Raw genomic sequence first — 21,895 nt, forward strand, 5'->3', positions numbered from 1 at the left:
AGACTAAAGGAGTTCAAAGTTGGGGGTGTTTTCTGTTGAAGCTAGGACTGCCATCAAGGTCACTTTAATGACAGTCCTAATGCAGTTTTTTAACTCGATCTTTAACTTAAACAACCCAAGGAAGCAAACCTGATGTGAGATGGTGAAAGGCGTTAGATAAGTCACTGAAGAAGTCTATAAGCTAATAAACAGAAAGATCTCTTTCCTGGCGAAATTAATATTTAGCAGATACGGTCCAGTGCTAGAGGAAGGAAGCAATCCTCAACCTGCGAGACTGTAAAGCTTTCACTAAAAGCTTGTACCACTTGTACTAATTGATATTCAGTTTTCAAGAAACCTGAGGAAGATGCTTCGGGCGATCGCTCGAAAGTCAGGGTCGGCTGAGTGCAGTGGCAAGAGTCATCGGATTATCAATTTCATAATCTTGCTGCGAGTTCTGCCCCAGTTCTACATCTAAGCGCCTTTGTCCAAATCTATCCAAATCTAGATGTGCCCTTAACCCCTTTGCCGCACCACTGCCCTATGCCAACTCTGTACTTAGCCAAGGCGATACGGGTTCTTTGCGACCAACCTTCTTGATGTTAATCGGCGGCTGCCAACTTCTTGCGCTAGCTATGCTCCTGGAACTAGATGCAAATCTGCCATCACCCGGCTCAGCAAAGATTCTGTCGCTGCAAGATCATCTGCCAATGGTAACCGAGCATCGCCAACTTTCCAACCCTGGAGCCTGAGTGCAGCTTTGATCGGAATTGGGTTCGTAGTCACAAACAGCGCCTTAAACAGAGGAAAGAGTTCGAGATGAATCTGAACCGCACGCTGAACCTGACCCTGCTCATAGGACTGAATCATCTCTTGAAGACTCAGACCTACTAGATGACTAGCGACGCTCACCACGCCTTGCCCCCCTATTGACAGCATAGGCAATGTTAGAGAATCATCGCCAGCGTAAATACCGAAGGACATCGGCGTAGAACGTCGAATCTGGCTCACTTGGTCAAGATTACCACTTGCTTCCTTGACTGCGACCACATTAGGCAGTTCGGAAAGCCGAACAATGGTCTCAGCGGTGAGATTCTGCCCTGTCCGTCCCGGAACGTTGTACAACATAATCGCTAGGTCAGGGCAAGCCTTGGCGATCGCCCGAAAGTGTTGGTACAACCCTTCCTGGGGCGGCTTATTGTAGTACGGGACGACCTGAAGCGATCCATCCAAACCGAGCTTTTCAGCTTTTTGAGTCGCGGCGATCGCCTCTTTAGTAGAGTTCGATCCAGTTCCCGCTAATATCTTAGCGCGTCCAGCCGCCGCTTTCTGCACAACTTGAAACAGTTGATACTCTTCATCCCAGCTTAATGTTGGCGATTCGCCCGTGGTGCCGCATACCACTAGCCCATCGCTGCCGTGGGTAACGAGGTAATCAGTCATAGCTTCGGCAGCGGCATAGTCTACCTCATCATCCGAGGTAAAGGGGGTCACCATTGCCGTAATGACTCGTCCAAACATGGTCATAATCAGGTCTCTAGCTCCAGGATTCGGAAACGCTAGCTCTGTGGCGTGGCGATCGCCCGCTCAGCCGGACGCAGCCAGTCTTTCTCAATCAGCAACTCGGCAATCTGAACCGCATTGAGCGCCGCTCCTTTGCGGATCTGGTCGCCACAGATCCAAAGTTCTAGCCCGTTAGGATGGGAAATATCCTGACGAATCCGCCCGACCAGCACCTCATCCCGTCCAGTCGCATCCATCGGCATCGGAAAATAATTTGCCTGCCAGTCTTCCACAAGCTTGACCCCAGGAGCCTGAGACAAGATCTCTCTCGCTTGGTCAGGGCTGAAGGGCGCGGCAAACTCTAGGTTGATGGCCTCGGAATGGGCCCGCAAGACCGGGACGCGAACACAGGTCGCAGAAATCCGCAAACTTGGCTCTGAAAAAATCTTGCGGGTTTCGTTCACCATTTTCATTTCTTCCTCGCAATACCCCGTTTCAGTCATGGGCGAGTTGTGAGGAAACAGGTTAAACGCCAGCGGATAGGGCAAAACTTCTGGCACAGGTGCTTTGCCGTCCAAAATGGCCTGGCTTTGGAGCCGCACCTCTTCCATCGCTCGTGCCCCGGCTCCACTGGCAGACTGGTAGGTCGCTGCTATGATGCGCTGGACGGGTTGCACGCGATGCAGTGGGTAGACCGCCACGTTCATCAAAATGGTCGTACAGTTGGGATTCGCAATGATGCCAGAATGCTCGGCCGCTGCGCCAGGGTTGACTTCTGGCACCAACAGGGGAACCGTTGGGTGCATCCGAAAGGCGCTGGAGTTGTCGATCATCACTGCGCCAGCAGCCACAATCCGATCTGCCCAAGCTTTGGAGGTAGAGCCGCCTGCCGAGGCCAGCACGATGTCGATATTGTCGAACGCGCGATCGCCCACCGCTTCTACAGTCAGAGCCTCTCCCTGGAACGTGAGCGTCTGCCCAGCCGAGCGGGGAGATGCCAGCAGCTTCAAATCAGCCAGCGGAAAGCGGCGCTCCTCTAGCAGGCTCAGCAGTTCCGTTCCAACGGCTCCTGTCGCCCCCAAAATGGCAACTCGATAGGATTGCGACAAACTCATTTCCTCCCGTCTTCGGTCATGTGAAACAGTTCAAATGAAACAGTTCAAACAGCGCGAGTAGCTAGTACAAGTCGCAAGTAGAAGATGTACTGTTGAGTATGCCTTAAGCCAATGCCCTAGCGATAGACGCTTATAGAATTTTGAGGCAACTCCAAAGCCAGTATTCTAACTCATCTGTTTTTCCGGTTTGCTCAGGGCAAAGCACTCAGGCAGGATCTGGGAGGTTCGCGCTAGTTCCAAAGGTGGAAACGGTGTCAACAGCAAGATGCGGATTGAGACAGAATCCGCTACGATAGCTAATTGCGACGATGCCGAACGGGCTGTTCTGAACAACGCTGCGAGAAATTATCGAATGAAAGTTACCCAGGAAAAACTCCCGGCCAGTCGGCTTGGGCTAGAGATTGAAATTCCCTCCGAGTCTACTTCGCAGGCCTATGAAAAGACCCTGCAACAGTTTATCCGCAATGCCAATATTCCTGGGTTCCGCAAGGGAAAAGTGCCACGCCAGGTTGTTTTGCAGCGCTATGGCATCCGCAGCATCAAGGCTACCGCCATCGAAGAGTTGATCGAGGACTCGCTCCGTCAGGTACTTGAGCAAGAAAAGATCGATGCCCTGGGCAATGCAGAACTGCGCTCGTCCCTAGAGGAACTGGTGGAGCAATACGAACCGGGCAAACCGCTGACGGTTTCGCTGTCGATCGACGTTGCGCCAACTGCCAAGCTGGTTAATTACAAAGGGCTAACCGCTCAAGCAGAGGAAATCCTTTATAAACCGGAAAGGGTTGATGAAGTCCTCGAAAGCTATCGAGAGCGATCGGCAACGCGCGTGCCCGTCGAGGGTCGCCCGGCAAAAGAGCAGGACATCGCTGTCATAGACTTTTCGGGACAGATCACGGGCGATGAACCGAAGGAAATTCCAGGCGGCAGCGCGACGGACTTCGAGGTAGAACTATCTGAAGGGCGCTTCATTCCTGGGTTTGTGGAAGGCATCATCGGCATGTCGGTCGGAGAGACGAAGGAGATTGAGACAACATTCCCCGAAGATTACTCGCAGGCAGATCTGGCTGGTCAGCCCGCCGTGTTCACGGTGACGCTGAAGGATCTCAAAGAAAAGGAACTGCCGGAACTAGATGACGATTTCGCTCAGGACATCAGCGAGTTTGAAACCCTGGCAGAATTGCGCGAGTCGCTGGAAAAACGCTTCCAAGACGAGGCCAATGACAAGACCAAGGCAAACAAGCAGGAAGCATTGCTCGAAGCGCTAGTTGCCAATCTGGAAGTTGAGTTGCCCGAAACCCTGATTCGCCGCGAGGTGGATCACATGATTACCCAGACGGCAATGCGCTTCGCTGAGCAGGGTATGGACATTAAGCAAATGTTTACACCGGAAATGGTAAACATGATGCGAGAGCGATCCCGCCCTGAGGCGATCGCCCGCCTCCGGCGCACGATGGCTCTGGGTGAGGTAGCCAAGCAAGAGTCCATCACGGTGGACGCTGCTGAAGTTGAAGCAAAAGTTAAAGAGGTTTTAGACGATCTGGAGGGGCGGTCTGTCGATCGCGATCGCTTGCGGGAAGTGATCGAGGAAGACCTAATCCGCGACAAAATCTTTGAGTTCCTGGAAGCCAATAGCACTGTGGAACTGGTTCCTGAAGGAACGCTGGTGAAGGAAGAGCCAGTGGAAATGGAACCCACGCAGGATGACGCAACCGACACAGCTACTCCATCTAGCACGGAGGATGCTGTAGAGGTTGGCGCTGAACCCGAACCCGCCCTAGCAGAAGAACCCGCTAGCCCAGAAGCAGCAGTAGAAGTCGCGGCAGAAGTCGTGGCAGAAGTTGATGCTCCCGCCACACCCGCCGAGAAGACATCCAAATCGACCCGCTCAAAATCAGCCAAGTCGGCAGCAGAATCCCCAGAAAGTGCTGAATCAGAGGCGATCGCCGAGGTGGAAGCGCCAGAGGAAGCAGCCGCCAAGCCTGCTGCCCGCAAGCGCAGCACTCCTAAGTCCAAAAAAGATGAAGCTTGATTGAGCAATACTAAGCAGTGTGTCGGTTTCTCGCTCTAGCCGCCATTGAGCTTCAGCTTCATTCGTTTTTGAGGATTTCAGCACTTTTACAGAAAGTAACAGTTCCCATCCGTGGCGCTGCCAAATCTATAGATCCTCTGGAGATTGCCTACCCGTCTCCTGCGACTTAGGGCATAATGACGGGTATGGTACTCCTAATTCAGGCAATGCCGGGCTTAGCGTGTTTTTGTCGAGTTTAGCGAGGGCCATACCGCTGAAATCTAGCTGAGATGTAGTTGAGATTTGGTAGGTTCAATTCCTCAAAAGCTTGGATGAATTTGACTCTTGAATAGCGTTTCAAGGTAGGCGCTCCCTAGTAGCACTCCTCTGACTCACTAAAACCTAAACGGAGCGGTTAGCAAAGACAACGGGAGAAGTTTCTTTAGTTCCTGTAATTGCTCTACAAGGCGACTATGCACGGTTTGATTTGGAGACAACTCTATCGAGCAGCTTTATGCAGCTAATAGCAGCCAATAACTGTCTTCCAATAACTGTCTTCGGTGGCTACGCTGAATCAGAACTCAAAAGCCTCTCACCTCTACCCTGTACCGCATAGCCGCCCGTCCTAGCTCAATCCCCTTTGCAGAAGCCTCCTCAGACGCTCATTCTTTTCTACCCTTCTGGAATTCAAAAGTTCTTTTAAGTCACTGAATGGTTTTGTATGGTTCTGCCTCATTTTTCTAGATCCGACGCTAGCAGCAATCTCGTTGGGGCTGTTTCGTCTCTGTTCCCACACCCCCTTGACGTGGTGAACACCATTCCGATGGTGGTTGAGCAGTCTGGTCGGGGTGAACGAGCTTTTGACCTCTATTCCCGGCTGCTTCGAGAGCGAATCATTTTTTTGGGCACTCCTATTGATGACAACGTTGCAGATTTGCTAGTTGCTCAGCTTCTTTTTCTAGATGCCGAAGATCCCGAAAAAGATGTGCAAATTTATATCAACTCGCCGGGTGGCTCAGTCACAGCAGGAATGGCCATCTACGACACGATGAAGCAAATTCGCCCCGATGTTGTTACGATTTGCTACGGTTTGGCCGCTAGCATGGGCGCGTTTTTGCTGTCGGGAGGCACCAAGGGCAAGCGTCTATCCCTTCCCAGTTCCCGGATTATGATTCACCAGCCGCTGGGAGGTGCCCAGGGGCAAGCTGTGGATATTGAGATCCAGGCGAGAGAAATTTTGTATCATAAGCGAACGCTGAACGAGTTATTGGCACAGCATACGGGGCAGCCTCTTGAACGCATAGAAGCGGACACAGAGCGCGACTTCTTTATGTCTGCTGAAGAAGCGAAGGCCTACGGGTTAATTGATCAGGTTGTTTCTCGGCCGGGCATATCCGATGCCAGAGAGACCCTCTCCGCAGTGAATTAAGAGGCGACCATGTCAAAATACGACTCTCATCTGAAATGTTCGTTTTGTGGTAAGTCGCAGGAGCAGGTTCGCAAGCTCATCGCCGGCCCAGGGGTCTACATTTGCGATGAGTGCGTGGACTTGTGCAACGAAATCTTGGATGAAGAGCTATTTGACTCTAGTTCCACCGTGCCCCAACCCTCGCCCCGCCGAGAGCAGCAGCCTGAAAAGCGGGCGGCCCGTGCGCCACGCCTCTCTCTAAACCAGATTCCCAAGCCCCGCGAGATTAAGAAGCACCTGGATGAGCATGTCATCGGGCAGGACGAAGCCAAGAAGATCCTCTCGGTCGCGGTGTATAACCACTACAAGCGCCTCAGCTTTGTGCAGAGCAAGGCTGCTAATGGTGGAAAGGCAGACGATGCCGTTGAGCTGCAAAAGTCCAATATTTTGCTGATTGGCCCGACGGGCTGCGGCAAGACGCTGCTGGCTCAAACCCTGGCGGAGATGCTGGACGTGCCCTTTGCGGTGGCGGATGCGACAACATTGACCGAAGCAGGATATGTCGGCGAAGACGTGGAGAATATTCTGCTGCGGCTGTTGCAGGTTGCGGATCTGGACGTAGAAGAGGCGCAGCGTGGAATTATCTACATCGACGAGATAGACAAAATTGCTCGCAAGAGCGAAAACCCCTCGATTACGCGGGATGTGTCGGGTGAGGGCGTGCAGCAAGCCTTGCTGAAGATGCTGGAGGGGACGGTTGCCAATGTTCCTCCCCAGGGCGGGCGGAAGCATCCCTATCAGGATTGCATCCAGATAGACACGAGTAACATTCTCTTTATCTGCGGCGGTGCATTCGTGGGTCTGGAAAAGGCAGTGGAGCAGCGGATCGGGAAGAAGTCGATGGGCTTTGTGCAGCCGGGAGACGCGCAGCAGTCCAAAGACAAGCGCACGGCGGATGTGCTGAAGCATCTGGAGCCGGATGACCTGGTTAAGTTTGGGCTGATTCCAGAGTTTATCGGGCGCGTTCCGGTGATGGCGGTGGTCAACCCGCTGGATGAGGATGCGCTGGCTGCAATCTTGACAGAACCCCGCAGCGCGCTGGTTAAGCAGTACCAAAAGCTGATGAAGATGGACAACGTGCAGCTTGAGTTTAAGCCAGACGCGATTCGGGCGATCGCCAAGGAAGCCTACCGCCGCAAGACCGGGGCCCGCGCGCTCCGCAGCATTGTGGAAGAACTGATGCTGGACGTGATGTACGAGTTGCCGTCGCGCAAGGACGTGACGCGCTGCGCCATCACTCGCGAGATGGTGGAAATGCGCTCGACTGCGGAGTTGCTGATGCACCCATCTTCTCTGCCGAAGCCGGAGTCTGCCTGAGGGTTTGCGAGGTCAGGATTTACTGGATGCCTTACTGCTCGATTCGCGGCGTTGATCACTATTACGAATGGATTTGTGAATCCGGCTCAGCGCCGTCTGGAAGCCGGCCCGTGCTAGTGTTTTTGCACGGTTGGGCGGGGTCAGCCCGCTATTGGGAATCGACGGCTCGGCGGCTGATGTCGCAATACGACTGTTTGCTGTACGACCTGCGGGGATTTGGGCGATCGCACTTGCCCCGCCCCATTCCAGAAACCGTAGCCGCCATCGGCTATGAGCTAGAAACCTATGCAGACGACCTAGCGCTGCTGCTCGACGAGTTCGGTCTGGAGCGGGTGACGCTGAATGCCCATTCCACCGGAGCGTCGATCGCCGTTTTTTTCTTGAACCAATACGCTGAGCGGGTCGATCGCGCCATCCTGACGTGCAGCGGCATTTTTGAATATAACCAGCAGGCGTTTGAAGCCTTCTACCGCTTTGGCAAGTACGTGGTGGATTTTCGCCCCGGCTGGCTGCGGCATATCCCGCTGGTAGACCAACTGTTTATGGCGCGGTTTCTGCGTCGTTCGATTCCGGCGGGCGATCGCCGCGCGTTTCTGGCCGACTATCTCGATGCCGACTACGAGGCGGCCCTGGGCACGATCTACACTGCCGTCAGCAAAAAGGCCGTGGACGTGATGCCGCAGGAATTTGCCCGCCTCACGGTTCCCACACTGCTCATTTCCGGCGAATACGACCAGATTATCCCTGCCTCGATGGGGCAGCAGGCCGCCGGCCTGAGCGATCGCATCACCCACCGCGTCATCGCCGAGACAGGACACTTCCCCATGCTGGAAGACGCAGAAACTTACATGGAAACCATCGAGGCGTTCCTGAACCAGACCCTCGAATCCATCGCATAGCGTTAACCTAGCGTTTACTTAGCGTATACTCAGCGTTCACTCAGCTTGCCGACTCAGCTTTCTTCTGGCTGGGTTCCGGCCGTCATCGCAGACAGCACGGCCTGCTGCGCCACTTGACTGTAGAGGCTGCGGAGATACTCATTCACCGCATGGGCAGAAACCGACCCCGACGTACTGCCCTCGGAACGCAGCGGCATCTGCCCCAGCAAATCGAGGACGGTTTCTGAACTGGGCGGCGGCGCAATGACCACCAGCGACGGCTCTAGCTGCTGGTCATACTGCCAGAAGGTTTGCAGGGCGATCGCCGAAGACGCGGAAACTGGCGGAGCGGTTGGCAGGTTGGGTGTTTCTTCTGGCGGCGGCGCATCAGGACTGGCGCTGCGGAGCCGACGCAACTCGCTGATAATCTGCTCCTTGGTGCGCCCCCGCAACTGAAACAGGACGAAGGGATCTTCACTAAAGCGATCGCCCAGCACGTAATACACCGCCCCAATGTGCTTGCAGGGATTCGCCGGGTCTGGGCAAGAACAGCGGCTGTGGATATCAAACTTGGTAAACGGGAACAGGCTCAGTCCGTTAGCCGTGAAAACTTCTTCAATATTCTGCGGCATCTCGCCCGCCAGCAGTTTGGCAGAAAAAATTGCCTGCTGAGACAGAGATTCAATCACATACTGCCACTGCTCATCATCAAACGGATCGAGGGACAGCGTGACCTTGTATGGCTCTGGCGCAGTGCCCTGAACCCGCGCATGAACCTTCGCGCCGCGAAATTCAATCGACAGCACATTGCCTTCGCGGGCATAGTTGCGGGCGCGGGCCAGACGACGCACCCAGCCAAACGACTCCAGCACATCAACCCAGCGCTGGGCCCACCATTCCCGACTTGGCTGCGCGTCATACTGAGTCATGGTTTAATCAAGTTCCGTAATTTCCCTTAAGGAGCGTTGTCACAGGCGCAAATATAAATGTAACAATAGGATTCAATCTTATCGTGACTTCCTGGGTTCCTATGAACTTTGACCCCGACAGCACCGAACTGTTTGGCAGTAGCGCCGAAGAGATGCAAGCCAACGAACTGTTGAAGTATCTCCAGCACCAATCGCCAGAGGTGCTGGCGCGAGTGGCTCGGTCTGTCAGCCCAGAAATCAAAGACATTATTTCGCAAAACGTGCAGGGTTTGGTGGGGATGCTGCCCTCAGAAGCCTTCACGATGCAAATCACAACCGATCGCGACAATCTGGCGGGGCTGCTTGCCTCTGCCATGATGACGGGCTACTTCCTGCGGCGCATGGAGCAGCGCATGGAGCTAGAAGTCAGCGTGGCTGATGCGTTTGGCTCGTTTCGCGATAGCGGCGATGAGTCGTCCGGCAGCTAGCACCTGGTGTTGTTCAGTGGGTTGATTCTGGGGGTTGATTCTGGGGGTTGATTCTGCCGATTCTGCGGTTAATTCTGCGATCGCGGCAGGGTTGTGGGCCGCACGCCAATTTCCAAAACCTCACCCTCCCGGTTAATTTCTAGCGCCAGCAGATCGCCGATTTTGCTGCTATCCACCTGCTCCTGCACGTCGGATGCAGTGTTAACAGGAACGCCACCCACCTTCAGAATCACGTCTCCGGGCTGAAGTCCGGCCGTGGCAGCGGGGGTATTTTCCAATACCTGGAGAATGAGAACGCCCCGATCGACCGCGAGCTTTGACGGATCGAAGGGCGGGTCTTCGACGTTTTGCTGCAATTCTTCCTTGAGCGCCGGGGTAAGGTTGGTCATTTGAATGCCCAAAAACGGATGCGCGACCTGTCCCGTGGCAAAAAGCTGGTCGGCAATTCGCTTGACGGTTTCGATTGGGATGGCAAAACCCAGCCCCTGCGCGTTGGCGCGAATGGCCGTGTTCATGCCAATGACCTCGCCTTGGTCGTTGAGCAGCGGGCCGCCGGAATTGCCGGGATTAATCGCTGCGTCGGTTTGGATGAAACGAACTCGCCGATCGGGGCTACCGACTTCGGAACTGGAGCGTCCTGTAGCACTAATGATGCCTGCCGTCACCGTGTTGTCCAGTCCCAAAGGATTGCCGATGGCGATCGCCCACTGTCCCGGAACCAAGTTGGTCGAGCCGCCCAGCGTCACAGTTGGCAAATCGGTCGCATCGATGGCGATCGCCGCCACATCCGTCACCTCATCTGCACCCACCACCCGGCCCTCAAACTCGCGCCCGTCCCTCAGCGTCACACGCACCGTGTCGGCTCCTTCCACCACATGGGCATTGGTGATGATCTGCCCATTGGGTGAAATCACAAAGCCAGACCCTGTGCCCCGCCGCAGCCGCTCTGGAGCACTTGGGCCCTCTTCGCCAAAAAATCGACGAAAGAAGGGGCTGGTTCCTGACGGAACCCGGCTCACGGTGCGGGATGCATCAATCCGCACCACGGCCGGGCCGACGCGCTCTGCGGCAGCCGCAATGAAGTTATAGGGTTGGGCACTGGGAACACTCGGCGGCGCAGGCGGCGATTCGTTCGCCACAGGTGCCAGGGACGGTGGCACGTTGGCAGGGCTGGGATTGGGCACAAGCTGAGGGGTGCGGACGGGGCTGAACGACTGCCAAGTCGCGTGTCCGGCCATGCCCAGACCCACACCCATCACCAGCACGGCGGCATACGTGCCCCAAGATTTCAAAGATTTGACCATGAGACGGAGTTGAGAGGCAGTGACGAGGGTATCGCGAGCCGAGATCTAGGCGGAATGCTGTGGGGCGACTGCGTAAAGATTAACGATCCAGAGCGATTCTAAAGTAACCGTCAGACAGGCGCTTCGGTCTTGCTCACTAGGGCGATCGCTTCCAGCGTAATCTTTCTTGGATTTTTTTGCAGGGAAGAATCCAGGAAATCTCTCGCAAGAGCGGTTTGTGGCTGGCTAGGATGGAGACATTTGAGCCAGTTTTTGAGCAAATCTTGGTGAAACGTTGGTTAGAGAAGGGTTATCCATGAGCGAGAAATTTCAGGCATATCGCAAGCGCCGGGGCGCTGATTTGGGTGGGATGGTTTTGCTGGGATTGGGGGTCGTAGGCATGAGCCAAGGGGCGATCGCCCAATCCAGCCTGCCAGATCCGCCCCCAGCCCTGGCCCTATCGATTGCCCAGTCCACCAATGCGCCCGCCGACTCGCTCTGCCCTGCGCCCGTGCTGTCCCGGATGACCCGCTACCAGACCCGCGCCGGAGACACGATCGCCAGCCTAGCCCAGCGCCACAACCTGACGGCAGAAACCCTGATCGGCATAAACCCCGTGCTGCGGCAGGGCAATCCGCCCGTGGGAACCAGTCTGCTGATTCCGCCGATCAACGGGCTGCGGGTAGAGGTTCCAGCCGGACGCACCTGGCGCGACCTAGCGCAGCAATATCGCGTGCGGGCAGATGTGCTGTTTGAGGCAAACGGCTGTCGCCCGCCGGGTCGGGTTGCGTTCATCCCCGGTGCAACGCTATCTTCGGCAAACCCAGCGGCTGGAGGTACAGCAGTGGGGGCTGCGGCCGACCCCAACGCTCGCCCCAGAATTACCAGTCCCGATCGGGCGGCGGCGATTCTGAGAACCCATCCCCTGGGTAGCCCAACGGTGGCGCTGGTGATCAAGGGCTATGGCTGGCAAATCGATCCGCGATCGGGGCAGGTCGTGTTTAACAGCGGCGTAGACCTGGCAGCCAGTGAAGGAAACCCGGTGGTGTCAGCAGGCGAGGGCACAGTCGCTTTTGCGGCCAATCAAGGAAACTACGGCAACCTAGTCGTCGTCAATCATCCCGAAGGGTTGCAAACGCGATACGCCCAGTTGGGGACGATTCAGGTGCAGGTGGGGCAGCGGGTGCAGGCGGGCGATCGCCTCGGCACGGTTGGTCGCAGCGCCCCTGATCAGGAACCCCTGCTGCGGTTTGAAGTCCGCTCCAATTCTGACCTGGGCTGGGTCGCGCAAGATCCAAGCCTCTATTTTCAGGACATGCGAGTAGGGCAGTAGGAAACGCTCTGGCATCTACCCAAAACAGTTCGTACACTAGAGCAGGGTTCAACTGTAGTGGTTTTAACACTTTAGTAATTTTCGCAAGTAATCTTCGCAAGTAGCTTTGCAAGTAGCTTTTGCACTTAGTGGTTTTCACGTGGTTTTCACAATTTCTGGAGATAGGTGAGCTATGTCGATTGCAGCGGTTCTCGTCTCGCGCCGGAGTGGCGGTGTCCGCAATTCCCAGCTTGGTCGCCAAACGGGGCGATCGCCCGCCCAGCAACTCTGGCGATCGCTCAGTTCGGTGGCTGGAGGACTGGCGATCGCGCTTCACAGTCTGGCACTGCCTGCCCTAGCCGACCCGTTTCGCAGCGCCAACCCCCGCAACATCGACCGCACCACCGAAGCCGCCTTCACCGCCATGTTTGCCGAAGGCAACTACGCTCAAGCGGCAAATTTGCTAGGGAATGCCTCGCGCAATGAGCCGCTGGCCCACGCCCTGGCCGCGTCGCTGGCCTACCTGAACCAGGATTGGGATACCCTGCGCGATCGCGCTACCCAAACTCGGCGATCGGCAGAACGGCTGATGCAAAGCGATCCGCTGCGGGGCAACATTTACCGAGCAGTGGGACACTTCCTGGAAGGCGGGTATGCCGTCTCCACCCAAAGCACCGTTGCCGCCACGCCCACCGTCCTCCGCGAACTTCAGCGAGCCTTCAGCGCCTTGGGCGAGGCCGAACGCATTGCCCCCGACGATCCAGAGCTAAATTTGGTGAAGGGATACATCGAACTGTTCCTGGCCACAAACCTGCCCTTTAGCAGCCCAGAACAGGCTTTGGAAAAGCTGCAAAATTTCGCCGGGCCCGAATACCTAGCGCAGCGGGGAATCGCCATCGGCTATCGGGATCTGGAACAGTTTGAACCCGCGATGGCGGCGGTTGACCAGGCCCTCGCAGAAACGCCTGACAATCCCGATCTTTACTATCTCAAGGCACAGATTCTAGTACGCCAAGAGAAGTATCGTGAAAGCTTGGAGTTCTTTCAGCGGGCGCTGGAAAAAGAAGACCAGCTTCCCCAACGCCACGCCAACCAAATCGCCTGGGAGGCCTGTCGTGCTGAGAGCGTGGTCGAAGGGTTGCGAGATGGTGTGAGCCGTCAGCGCTGCAACCCGCTGCTGCGTCGTCGCTAGCCGGGGTTTGGGGTTAAGATTGGGCTGGTTCGTGGCTTAGGGCGATCGCCCGTCCACCAGATCTTCTAGATCTTCGCTGAACGCCGTCGGTCTAATTCCTGGTCCTTTGCCATTTACCCGTGGCCCTGATTCCGTGGCTCCTATTCCGTGGCTCCTATTCCGTGGCTCTTATTTTCAAAGACTATTTCTCGCGTCAGGCAAGCCGCTATGCCAAGTATCGTCCGGGCTATCCCGACGAGCTGTACGCCTACCTAGTCAAAACGGCAACAAGACACGACGCAGCCTGGGATTGCGCCACGGGCAACGGGCAAGTTGCGATCGGGCTAGTGCCCCATTTTGAAACCATCTACGCGACGGATGCCAGCGCCAGCCAAATCGCCAACGCCTTTCCCCACGAGCGAATTCAGTATTCGGTTGCGCCCGCAGAGGCCAGCGGCCTGCCCGACCACTGCGTAGACCTGATCACGGTCGGGCTGGCGCTGCACTGGCTGCCGCTAGACGGGTTCTATGCCGAGGTGAATCGCGTGGGCCGGCCGGGCGGCGTGATTGCGGCCTGGTGCAGCGATTTATTTCGGGTCGCCGAGGCCACGCCCACCGTAGCCGCGCTGATCGACGAACTCTATGCGCTCATCCTGCCCATGCAGCCGCCCGAAGTGCAACTGGTGCATGACCACTATCAGACTGTTCCATTTCCGTTTGAGGAACTGCCTGCGCCCACCTTTCGCCAGACCGTGCAGTGGACTCCGGAGATCATTTTGGGCTGTGTTTCTACCTGGTCTGCGGTACAGCGCTATGCCGACGCAGAGGGCTGGGAGGGATTGAAAGAGTGGGGCGATCGCCTTTCGGCTGCCTGGGGCGACCCGACCCTGCCCAAAACCGTCTGCTGGGATATTTTTCTACGAGTCGGGCGGATATAGAACCGGGACAAGACTCGTTAGACAAGACCTTTAGACAAGTAGACAGGTAATAAATTAAGTAAGGTGCTGGACGGGCAAGGTGCAGAGTCTACAGCCTGTTTATTCAGATGATTCAGAGCTTTTGCTGAAACGCTTCCACAATGTCCATCAACTGGATTTGGGACTGCACGGGCAGCAGATCCAGCAGAGAGACTTCGTGCTTGCCGCCGCCTAGCTTGACGGGAATGCCGCGCAGAATCCCCAGCACCTCGTCCTCGGTCGGCACGCCTTTTTCAAGCAGGGGATAGATCTGCTCTGCCAAGAGGGTGTTGAGGTGAGCATCGCGGAGATACAGATGCCACTTGGCTACGTCGATATACACCTCTTTGCCCAGTTCCGCGGCCAGGGCCTCGATGGCTTCGGAAGAATTGGAATATGCCATAGTTACGCCGTGTTAATAAGCCGTATTAATGGGTGGAATGAACAGTCAGGTCAGGGCTGCAATCCATTGAGAATTGCCGTTTCGAGAATTGCCGTTTCAGGACGCGCCTCAATGGGATTTTGCGTTGGGCTTGGTAACTGGGCCAGAATAGTCGGCGATCGCAAAGATATAGACTCCATGCGCCACCAAGGCCGCCAGCCATAGCCCGCTAAACCACACGGTCCAGGGCCAGGTCTGCGCTTGCACGAGTCGAAAGAACCACACGCCAGAGTTGACCGCAATAAACGCTGCAACGTGGGTGGCAAAGGTCATGCGGTCGTCTAGCTTGCGAAAGGCGGGGTCGTTGCGGTCGGGTTCGCGGGGCCAGCGGGGAGGCATACTGTTATCTGGGATGAACTGTCAGGATGAACTGTCGGGATGACCATTCAGCTTTCATTGTACGGTGTGAGCGACATCGTACAGCGTGACCCCACAGTGCGACTCCACAGTGCGACCCTACAGTGCGACTCCACAGTGCGACCCTACAGTGCGATCGCCCAATAACCGCACAGCGCGACCGTACAGCGTGACCGTCTGCTACAGCGGTGTTGAAGCAAGTGAGCAAGGCGAGGGGGGCGAAATTCTTGTCTTTTCAGCACAGCGTACACACCCTGCAAGAACAAGAAGCAAGCACAAGAACATGCTGACTTTTCACAGGATTCGCTATTGCGCGGCCAGATAATCGCCCGACTTGCCGCCCGTTTTGCTGAGCAGGCGAATGTTCGTAATTTTCATCGATTTTTCCAGGGCTTTGGCCATGTCGTAGAGCGTCAGTGCTGCGACCGAAACGGCAGTTAGCGCTTCCATTTCCACCCCTGTTTCAGCTTTGAGGCGCACCTCAGCGCGGATGTCGTAACCAGGCAGGTCTGGATTTGGCGTAATCTGAACGTCTACTTTTTGCAGGGGGAGCGGGTGACAGAGGGGAATCAGGTGAGCAGTTTGCTTGGCCGCCATGATGCCCGCCAATCTGGCCGTGCCCAGCACGTCGCCCTTGGGTGCATTGCCCGCTTCAATGGCCGCCAGGGTTTCGGGCTGCATCTGGATTTGCCCCAGGGCGATCGCCGTCCGCACGGTGGCCGCCTTAGCCGACACATCCACCATGTGTGCCTGCCCGGTTGCGTCCAGATGGGTCAGGTTGGGCAGAGATTTTTCAGCAGAATTTTGGTTCATGCGCCTAATTGTGTTGATGTCGTGTGATAGTATAGAGTTTCTGGCAGGGGCCTGTAGCTCAGTGGACTAGAGCACGTGGCTACGGACCACGGTGTCGGGGGTTCGAATCCCTCCTGGCCCGTCAGAAAGTGGGGTGAGTTGAAGCAACTCGCCCCATTTTGCTTTCTTGTATTTGCTTTCTGGATGATTGCGATGTAATCGCGACTCTTTGAAGAAGAGGGCGTAGAAGAAAAGGGCACAGGAGAAAAGAGAACACAAACGTTTGCCCTCTTGCTCTGCTGCATCTACGCCCTAGCTTCATTCGCTGATGCCTGCGTCCACTCAAGGGGGTGCATCTTCTGGCGAATCAACAGGTTCCGGTTTCAGGCTGTCTACCTGTTCCTCAATGGTTTTGATAATTTGGCTGAGGGCGGGCAACACCTCCAGCTTCGCGGCGACCATGCCCGACTCTAGACGAGCGCGATCGCGGATTTCGTTTAGCTTGGTCTGGAGCTGTCGGGCAATTCGGAGGGCATCTCGCTCTAACGTAGCGATTTGCTGCTGCTGATAAAACTTCAGCGCGGCTCCGCGTAAGATTTGTAGCGTCGCCTCTTCGCCCTGTTCGGTGGGGATAAAGCGGAAGCGCAGGAGGAGTCTTGTCCGCTCGTGCAATCGCTCGATTTCAACCTGGCGGGGCTGTTCGACTGGCACCAGCGGCAGCCCAGCAAGCTGCTTCAGTTCGGCGATGATGCCTCGAAAATGGCGCAAATCCAGGCGATCGATGACGGATTGCAGCACCCCGTTTTGGCTCCAGAGAATGCGCCCATAGCGGGGCTGATGCTCGAAATAGAGCCGCCCAATGCCGCCGATCAGGACTCGTCCCAGCAGTTCTTGCAGCAATTCTGGGGGGGGCAGGCTAGCCAGGGTTTCTGCTGGGCGGCTGAGATGGTTTAGCTGCACGACGAGCGGCGGAATCGGTGTCATTAGCTGCGTCGGCACTTGGGGCGGCTGCTCGACGTTGATGAAGGTCGCGAGGTAGTCTTGCAGGGTTTCCAGGGGAATATCCGGGGCGATCGCCGGGGTGGGCAACGGCTCTTCCTGCCTTTGAATCGCAGAGATGGATTCTGCTAACTCGTCTTCATCTAAAAACACCGCCTCGGAGGGTGGGGCGTCGGCACTCCGCTTTGCCGCGGGTGGGGACGAAACCGGATTCTCTTCGGCAGAATCGCGGCTCAGCGCCACCTTGGGTTCACCGTGAATTGGCTCTGGTCTTGCGTCAGCCCGTGATGCACTGGCTACATCAGAGAGCGAGTCCAGATCTGGAAATGGCTCAAAGGGATTGTCGGGCGATCGCCCCTCTGGCTCTGCCATCAGAGCAGGCTGAACAGGTTCCGGCTGAATGGGTTCCGGCTGAACAGGTTCCGGCGCTGGCTCTGGTGCGGCGGGTGGCGTGTCCGAGGGCGCATAAATCGGACGAAACCGGGGCGGCGCAAGCTCCTGGCTCAAATCTTCTGGGCTATCGACCACCAGCGTTGGCTGGGTATTGCGGTCTAGCTTTTGCTCGGTGCGGATGCGGGGGGCAACTCGTGGACGACGATCGGCTTCGGCCTCATCCCTGGCGTTGGCGCGATCGCCCGAACGGTCTGTCTCTTCTACGCCAGCGGGTGGGCTGGGCTGGTCGGCGCGGCTGCCCGTGTAGTGCAAATAGGCAGAAAGGGATGCCTGGAGCGCATCAGACGAAATCGGCTGGGGCTTGGGATAGTAGTTGTGGTAGGCGATAATGCGGCGCACATAGTCTGCGGCCGGGCTGTCTTCGGGGTTGACCATGCCCAGCAGCAGGCAGTTGTCTTCCAGCTTTAGCGGCAGCACTTGATAATACAAACACGCTTCAAAGGGCAAGATGCCGTCAATCAAGACAAACATCTGCTGGAGGTCTAGCGACTGCGCGAGGCTGCCTGGAAAATGAGACAAAACCGACCGATACTGAGCGTCGGCAGATGTTGCCCCGACTTTTTTGTTGAGCGGGGAGGTCATAAAATCGCACCGTTCTCAATCTTTGGGTTTGACCATGATTGACCATGATGAAAGCAAGCCGCTTCCAGCACCCTTGGCGGTTTGTTCACTCAAGCATACCCAGTCTTGCTGCAAATCGCCATCCGCAAGCCGCCAGCCTGCCCTGCTTGCGTTTGCGGCGGATGGCTCAGGCCGATTCTGAGTTGTCGGAGTCGTCAGACTGGGACGAGTTTCGCAGGTTATGGGCAGACAGGTAGACCTTGACCCATTCTCCAGTAATTTGGTTCACCTTGACATTGCGATGCTGGGCGATCGCCTCGGCGGTTTTCCAGGTTTTGAAATCCTGCACCAACTGCTGCTGTTCTGGGCTGAGGGCGTTATAGAACTCATCCCACTGATCAGGCGCAAGCCCTAGGTTATTGTCTACCGAGGTGCCCAGCCAGGTCATGACCAATTCGGACTCGGCCTTAATGGCAAACACGCGCAGGGCGTGATAGCTAATTTTTTCCCGCAGTCGATAAACCTGCTTGACCGGAACCCCCAGCGCCGTGGCGATCGCCTCCTGCGACTTGCCTTGGAGATGCAGCCGGAGCCATTGCGCTGCCAGCGGGTCTACTTCCTGGGTGAGGTAGTCCAGAAACGATTGTTTTACCTCGTCGCGCAGGGCCTGCTGTTCCTCCCAATCGCGCTGCTGCTCGTACTGACTCAGCGCCTGAGAATCGAGCAGGCTCATGGCGCTGTCGCTATCGTCGGGAGAAATTTCTTCCGATACCAGCCGAATCAGTTCGCCCGTCGGAACCTGGGTCATGCCGCCGCGCTGGGTGCGCCGCAGATAGTTGACAAACCGATAGACCAGCAGCGGCTGATTGCGGATGGGGCGCAGGCAGTATTCCTCAATGCTGGCCAGCATTAGCCCGTCCCGCAGGCGGGGCTGATTGGTGCAGCAGGCGATCCACTGCACCTGCTGGCGAATATAGGAGTCGTTTTGGATGAGTTCCTGAATCACTTCTTGCAGCACATCCATGACGCTGCGATGGCGATCGCGCGATAGCGCCACCCAGGTTCGGACTTTGCTGCGAATCAGGAACAGACTGCTGAGGCGCTGTAGCAGGTTTTTGTAAGCTTGATCTGGTCGGACTCCTAAATAGCGCTGCTGCAAAATGCGATAGCGATAGTCCATCGCCTGCTGCGCCACCATGACTTGCACTGGGGTCATCTCATCGAAGCGCTGCGGCTCGTCGCCCAACAGCCAGCGCAAGATTGCCTCCTGGAGCGTTGCGGGCTGGCCGGGATGGTCTTGCTGGAGCCGCGCCTGCCACTCGCGTTTTAGTTCCTCCGACCTCGACTCAGCCCTCGTCATAGCGATGTAGTCCTCAGTGCTGGCTCTCGTGCAAGCTTCGGTGCTGGCTTCCATGCTACTAGCTTTGACCATATATCTTGCGCTCCCTCGCTGATTGCCGGGTAGTTCGATCGGCTCAGCCGACCGGGTGTGTGACGATTCAACCTTTTCGCAACCATTTCATATTTATCGGGTCAGTGTCATCACCCAACTAGGTACTCCGGACTCACCCTGGGCGATCGCCCTCCAGGATCTCTGCCAAGTTTTTGACATCCCTATGACATATCCCTGACATGCCTTTGGCGTTCCATCTCAATTCTGCAAAGCGCAATTCTGCAAAGCCTCTTAAGCAGATTCGGGATCAGCTTCAATCGCCGCCACCAGCCGTTGCAGCGTGTCCGTCAACTGAGCGAGGCGCTCTAGCGTAGCATCCTGATTTTCTGCCAAAGTCTGTACGGTGTCGCTCAGGGCAAAAATTTGGTAGCCCTGCTGCTGCACTTGCTTGGACAACGCATCCATGTGTCCCGTTAGCTGATCAACCGTTTCCGTCGTTGCCAGGACGGCTTCTCCAATTTCCCGCACCAGCGATTCCAATGATGACGATTCAGTACTCACGCCCCTCTCCAAACACACGCCACAAACCCAAAACCATTTGCCAAGACCATTTAACTTGCCGCTGAAGCCTGAACCTGAAGCTCGAACCTGAAGCTTGGACAATGCTGAAGCTCGGACAATCAGCTTAGACGACCAGCCCCTTGCCTAATCAGCTTGGACAAAATCAGCTTGGATAAAATTAGCTTGGACAAAATCAGCTTGGACAACAATATATACCATCCTTATAGCCTCCCCCACCTCCTATTCCGCATTCTGCCCCGCCTTTCCTGGCTTTTGCAAGGGATACAACCAGACCTTGGCTCAAACCTCAAGCCTGATGAAGTATAGCTATCCTAAATGTCTTATCTGATTCCCTGTCCACGCAGAGTGCCGATTTCTGAAATGGCTTGAGAGCGCGAGGCGCAGCGATACAATAAAGCATCAGAGGATTGGAACTGGACTTTCCAGAGTTTTCTATGACCACCACCGCCACCAAGACCCAATACGAAGCCGTCATCGGGCTGGAAACACACTGTCAGCTCAGCACCGAAACCAAGATTTTTTCTAGCAGTTCGACGGCTTTTGGCGCTGACCCCAACACGAATATTGACCCGGTGTGTATGGGGCTGCCGGGGACGCTGCCTGTGCTGAATCAAAAGGTGCTGGAATACGCAGTGAAGGCGGGGCTGGCGCTGAACTGTCAAATTGCACCCTACAGCAAGTTTGACCGCAAGCAGTATTTCTACCCTGATTTGCCGAAAAACTACCAAATTTCGCAGTATGACCTGCCAATCGCCGAGCATGGCTGGCTAGAAATCGAGCTAGAAGAAGACGGGCAACCCGTTCGCAAGCGCATTGGCATTACGCGGCTGCACATGGAAGAAGATGCAGGCAAGCTGGTGCATGGCGGGAGCGATCGCCTCTCTGGGTCTACCTTTTCGCTGGTGGACTATAACCGGGCGGGCGTGCCGCTGATTGAAATCGTGTCGGAACCCGATCTGCGCTCTGGGGCAGAGGCAGCGGAATATGCCCGCGAACTGCGCCGGATCATGCGCTATCTGGGGGTGTCGGATGGCAACATGCAGGAGGGTTCTCTGCGCTGCGATGTGAACATTTCCATCCGTCCTGTGGGATCAGAAAAATTTGGCACGAAGGTGGAAATCAAAAACATGAATTCCTTCAATGCCATCGAGCGGGCAATCAACTACGAAATTGAGCGGCAGATCGAGGTGCTGGAGGCGGGCGATCGCCTCGTTCAAGAAACGCGCCTCTGGGAAGAAGGCAGCCAGCGCACCATCAGTATGCGGGTCAAGGAAGGCTCCAGCGACTATCGCTATTTCCCCGAACCCGACCTCGGCCCCATCGAAGTCTCTGCTGAACAGCTTGCTGCATGGAAACGGGAACTGCCGGAGCTGCCCGCTGCCAAGCGCCATCGCTACGAAGAAGACCTGGGGCTGTCGTCCTACGATGCCCGCGTGCTGACGGACGATCGCGCGATGGCGGAATACTTCGAGGCGACCCTGGCCGCAGGCGCACCCGCCAAACAGGCCGCCAACTGGCTAATGGGCGATATCAGCGGCTATCTCAACACCGAAAAGAAAACCCTGGCTGACCTGCTCCTGACTCCCGAAACCCTGGCGGAAATGATCGGGCTGATCGAGTCCAACACCATCAGCACCAAAATTGCCAAAGATATTCTGCCAGAACTGCTGACCCAGGGCGGCTCCGCCAAGGAACTGGTCGAAAAGAAGGGGCTGATTCAGATTTCCGACCCGGCTGCAATCGAAGCGGCGATCGCCAAAGTGCTGGAAGCTCATCCCGCTGAACTGGAAAAATATCGCAGCGGCAAGAAGAACATGCTGGGCTTTTTTGTGGGTCAGGTTATGAAGCAAACGGGTGGCCGCGCCGACCCGAAGCTGACGAATCAGCTTTTGGTGAAGCTGTTGGACGGGTAGCCCGGCGGCTATCACCG

19 protein-coding genes and 1 tRNA gene are annotated in these 21,895 nt (G+C 56.1%); 10 read left to right on the forward strand and 10 right to left on the reverse strand.

The window, feature by feature from the left end; all coding sequences use genetic code 11:
* Window positions 1–612: 612 nt before the first annotated feature.
* Window positions 613–1,506: a 4-hydroxy-tetrahydrodipicolinate synthase gene (gene dapA / locus HNI00_RS19985; protein WP_316788835.1), complete on the reverse strand. Its 894-nt coding sequence runs from the start codon at window positions 1,504–1,506 to the stop codon at window positions 613–615.
* A 32-nt stretch (window positions 1,507–1,538) separates the two neighbouring features.
* Window positions 1,539–2,591: an aspartate-semialdehyde dehydrogenase gene (locus tag HNI00_RS19990; RefSeq protein WP_420156405.1), complete on the reverse strand. Its 1,053-nt coding sequence runs from the start codon at window positions 2,589–2,591 to the stop codon at window positions 1,539–1,541.
* Window positions 2,592–2,949: 358 nt separating this feature from the next.
* Between HNI00_RS19990 and tig the strand changes: the two genes are divergently transcribed.
* The 4 genes from tig to HNI00_RS20010 all read left to right on the forward strand — a co-directional run bounded on the left by tig (window position 2,950) and on the right by HNI00_RS20010 (window position 8,289).
* Window positions 2,950–4,626: a trigger factor gene (gene tig / locus HNI00_RS19995; protein ID WP_316788839.1), complete on the forward strand. Its 1,677-nt coding sequence runs from the start codon at window positions 2,950–2,952 to the stop codon at window positions 4,624–4,626.
* 802 nt (window positions 4,627–5,428) lie between these two features.
* Window positions 5,429–6,034, forward strand: a complete 606-nt coding sequence (gene clpP, locus HNI00_RS20000) for an ATP-dependent Clp endopeptidase proteolytic subunit ClpP (RefSeq protein WP_225906832.1) — start codon at window positions 5,429–5,431, stop codon at window positions 6,032–6,034.
* Window positions 6,035–6,043: 9 nt separating this feature from the next.
* On the forward strand, window positions 6,044–7,390 hold the full coding sequence (gene clpX / locus HNI00_RS20005; protein ID WP_316788842.1) for an ATP-dependent protease ATP-binding subunit ClpX: 1,347 nt from the start codon (window positions 6,044–6,046) through the stop codon (window positions 7,388–7,390).
* A 26-nt stretch (window positions 7,391–7,416) separates the two neighbouring features.
* Entirely contained in the window at window positions 7,417–8,289 is an 873-nt protein-coding gene (locus HNI00_RS20010) for an alpha/beta fold hydrolase (RefSeq protein ID WP_316788844.1), read from the forward strand.
* A gap of 53 nt (window positions 8,290–8,342) precedes the next feature.
* Here the strand turns inward: HNI00_RS20010 and HNI00_RS20015 are convergent, their stop codons facing one another.
* Entirely contained in the window at window positions 8,343–9,197 is an 855-nt protein-coding gene (locus HNI00_RS20015; protein WP_316788846.1) for an SWIM zinc finger family protein, read from the reverse strand.
* Between the two features lie 101 nt (window positions 9,198–9,298).
* On the opposite strand from HNI00_RS20015, the gene HNI00_RS20020 reads away from it, so the two are divergent.
* The gene (locus tag HNI00_RS20020; RefSeq protein ID WP_172358841.1) at window positions 9,299–9,664 is read left to right on the forward strand and encodes a DUF760 domain-containing protein; all 366 of its coding nucleotides are present in this window, start codon (window positions 9,299–9,301) and stop codon (window positions 9,662–9,664) included.
* A gap of 68 nt (window positions 9,665–9,732) precedes the next feature.
* Here HNI00_RS20020 and HNI00_RS20025 read toward each other — a convergent pair whose 3' ends face one another.
* A complete protein-coding gene (locus tag HNI00_RS20025; protein ID WP_316788850.1) occupies window positions 9,733–10,968 on the reverse strand; it encodes an HhoA/HhoB/HtrA family serine endopeptidase in 1,236 nt (411 codons plus the stop codon).
* A gap of 295 nt (window positions 10,969–11,263) precedes the next feature.
* Between HNI00_RS20025 and HNI00_RS20030 the strand changes: the two genes are divergently transcribed.
* The 3 genes from HNI00_RS20030 to HNI00_RS20040 all read left to right on the forward strand — a co-directional run bounded on the left by HNI00_RS20030 (window position 11,264) and on the right by HNI00_RS20040 (window position 14,368).
* Window positions 11,264–12,280, forward strand: a complete 1,017-nt coding sequence (locus HNI00_RS20030) for a peptidoglycan DD-metalloendopeptidase family protein (RefSeq protein WP_316788851.1) — start codon at window positions 11,264–11,266, stop codon at window positions 12,278–12,280.
* Window positions 12,281–12,452: 172 nt separating this feature from the next.
* On the forward strand, window positions 12,453–13,451 hold the full coding sequence (locus tag HNI00_RS20035) for a Sll0314/Alr1548 family TPR repeat-containing protein (protein WP_316788853.1): 999 nt from the start codon (window positions 12,453–12,455) through the stop codon (window positions 13,449–13,451).
* Window positions 13,452–13,612: 161 nt separating this feature from the next.
* Window positions 13,613–14,368 (forward strand): class I SAM-dependent methyltransferase, encoded by a 756-nt coding sequence (locus HNI00_RS20040; protein WP_316788855.1) that lies wholly within the window; start codon window positions 13,613–13,615, stop codon window positions 14,366–14,368.
* Between the two features lie 112 nt (window positions 14,369–14,480).
* On the opposite strand, the gene HNI00_RS20045 is transcribed toward HNI00_RS20040, so the two are convergent.
* The 3 genes from HNI00_RS20045 to moaC form a co-directional block, all read right to left on the reverse strand.
* Window positions 14,481–14,789: a DUF3181 family protein gene (locus HNI00_RS20045; protein ID WP_316788857.1), complete on the reverse strand. Its 309-nt coding sequence runs from the start codon at window positions 14,787–14,789 to the stop codon at window positions 14,481–14,483.
* A 108-nt stretch (window positions 14,790–14,897) separates the two neighbouring features.
* Entirely contained in the window at window positions 14,898–15,167 is a 270-nt protein-coding gene (locus HNI00_RS20050) for a 2TM domain-containing protein (RefSeq protein WP_316788859.1), read from the reverse strand.
* A 324-nt stretch (window positions 15,168–15,491) separates the two neighbouring features.
* Entirely contained in the window at window positions 15,492–15,998 is a 507-nt protein-coding gene (gene moaC, locus HNI00_RS20055) for a cyclic pyranopterin monophosphate synthase MoaC (protein WP_420156231.1), read from the reverse strand.
* 47 nt (window positions 15,999–16,045) lie between these two features.
* On the opposite strand from moaC, the gene HNI00_RS20060 reads away from it, so the two are divergent.
* Window positions 16,046–16,119: transfer RNA gene (locus HNI00_RS20060), tRNA-Arg, on the forward strand.
* A gap of 200 nt (window positions 16,120–16,319) precedes the next feature.
* Here the strand turns inward: HNI00_RS20060 and HNI00_RS20065 are convergent.
* The 3 genes from HNI00_RS20065 to HNI00_RS20075 all read right to left on the reverse strand — a co-directional run bounded on the left by HNI00_RS20065 (window position 16,320) and on the right by HNI00_RS20075 (window position 19,944).
* Window positions 16,320–18,011, reverse strand: a complete 1,692-nt coding sequence (locus HNI00_RS20065; RefSeq protein ID WP_316788860.1) for a GspE/PulE/PilB domain-containing protein — start codon at window positions 18,009–18,011, stop codon at window positions 16,320–16,322.
* Between the two features lie 166 nt (window positions 18,012–18,177).
* Window positions 18,178–19,422, reverse strand: coding sequence for a HetZ-related protein 2 (locus HNI00_RS20070; RefSeq protein WP_316788863.1), 1,245 nt, complete (start codon window positions 19,420–19,422; stop codon window positions 18,178–18,180).
* A 252-nt stretch (window positions 19,423–19,674) separates the two neighbouring features.
* Window positions 19,675–19,944: a hypothetical protein gene (locus tag HNI00_RS20075; protein ID WP_205370696.1), complete on the reverse strand. Its 270-nt coding sequence runs from the start codon at window positions 19,942–19,944 to the stop codon at window positions 19,675–19,677.
* 455 nt (window positions 19,945–20,399) lie between these two features.
* On the opposite strand from HNI00_RS20075, the gene gatB reads away from it, so the two are divergent.
* A complete protein-coding gene (gene gatB / locus HNI00_RS20080) occupies window positions 20,400–21,878 on the forward strand; it encodes an Asp-tRNA(Asn)/Glu-tRNA(Gln) amidotransferase subunit GatB (RefSeq protein WP_316788865.1) in 1,479 nt (492 codons plus the stop codon).
* Window positions 21,879–21,895 lie beyond the last annotated feature (17 nt).

It is taken from the genome of Thermoleptolyngbya oregonensis NK1-22, from assembly GCF_032705245.1.
GTDB classification, from domain to species: domain Bacteria; phylum Cyanobacteriota; class Cyanobacteriia; order Elainellales; family Elainellaceae; genus Thermoleptolyngbya; species Thermoleptolyngbya sichuanensis.

Bases quoted from the DNA above. Each gene is read 5' to 3' on its own strand.
- HNI00_RS20025 (WP_316788850.1), bottom strand. From the start codon at position 10,968: ATGGTCAAATCTTTGAAATCTTGGGGCACGTATGCCGCCGTGCTGGTG.
- dapA (WP_316788835.1), bottom strand. From the start codon at position 1,506: ATGACCATGTTTGGACGAGTCATTACGGCAATGGTGACCCCCTTTACC.
- clpX (WP_316788842.1), top strand. From the start codon at position 6,044: ATGTCAAAATACGACTCTCATCTGAAATGTTCGTTTTGTGGTAAGTCG.
- HNI00_RS20045 (WP_316788857.1), bottom strand. From the start codon at position 14,789: ATGGCATATTCCAATTCTTCCGAAGCCATCGAGGCCCTGGCCGCGGAA.
- moaC (WP_420156231.1), bottom strand. From the start codon at position 15,998: ATGAACCAAAATTCTGCTGAAAAATCTCTGCCCAACCTGACCCATCTG.
- HNI00_RS20010 (WP_316788844.1), top strand. From the start codon at position 7,417: ATGCCTTACTGCTCGATTCGCGGCGTTGATCACTATTACGAATGGATT.
- clpP (WP_225906832.1), top strand. From the start codon at position 5,429: ATGGTGGTTGAGCAGTCTGGTCGGGGTGAACGAGCTTTTGACCTCTAT.
- HNI00_RS20050 (WP_316788859.1), bottom strand. From the start codon at position 15,167: ATGCCTCCCCGCTGGCCCCGCGAACCCGACCGCAACGACCCCGCCTTT.
- HNI00_RS20065 (WP_316788860.1), bottom strand. From the start codon at position 18,011: ATGACCTCCCCGCTCAACAAAAAAGTCGGGGCAACATCTGCCGACGCT.
- HNI00_RS20015 (WP_316788846.1), bottom strand. From the start codon at position 9,197: ATGACTCAGTATGACGCGCAGCCAAGTCGGGAATGGTGGGCCCAGCGC.
- HNI00_RS20020 (WP_172358841.1), top strand. From the start codon at position 9,299: ATGAACTTTGACCCCGACAGCACCGAACTGTTTGGCAGTAGCGCCGAA.
- HNI00_RS20070 (WP_316788863.1), bottom strand. From the start codon at position 19,422: ATGGTCAAAGCTAGTAGCATGGAAGCCAGCACCGAAGCTTGCACGAGA.
- HNI00_RS20035 (WP_316788853.1), top strand. From the start codon at position 12,453: ATGTCGATTGCAGCGGTTCTCGTCTCGCGCCGGAGTGGCGGTGTCCGC.
- gatB (WP_316788865.1), top strand. From the start codon at position 20,400: ATGACCACCACCGCCACCAAGACCCAATACGAAGCCGTCATCGGGCTG.
- HNI00_RS20030 (WP_316788851.1), top strand. From the start codon at position 11,264: ATGAGCGAGAAATTTCAGGCATATCGCAAGCGCCGGGGCGCTGATTTG.
- tig (WP_316788839.1), top strand. From the start codon at position 2,950: ATGAAAGTTACCCAGGAAAAACTCCCGGCCAGTCGGCTTGGGCTAGAG.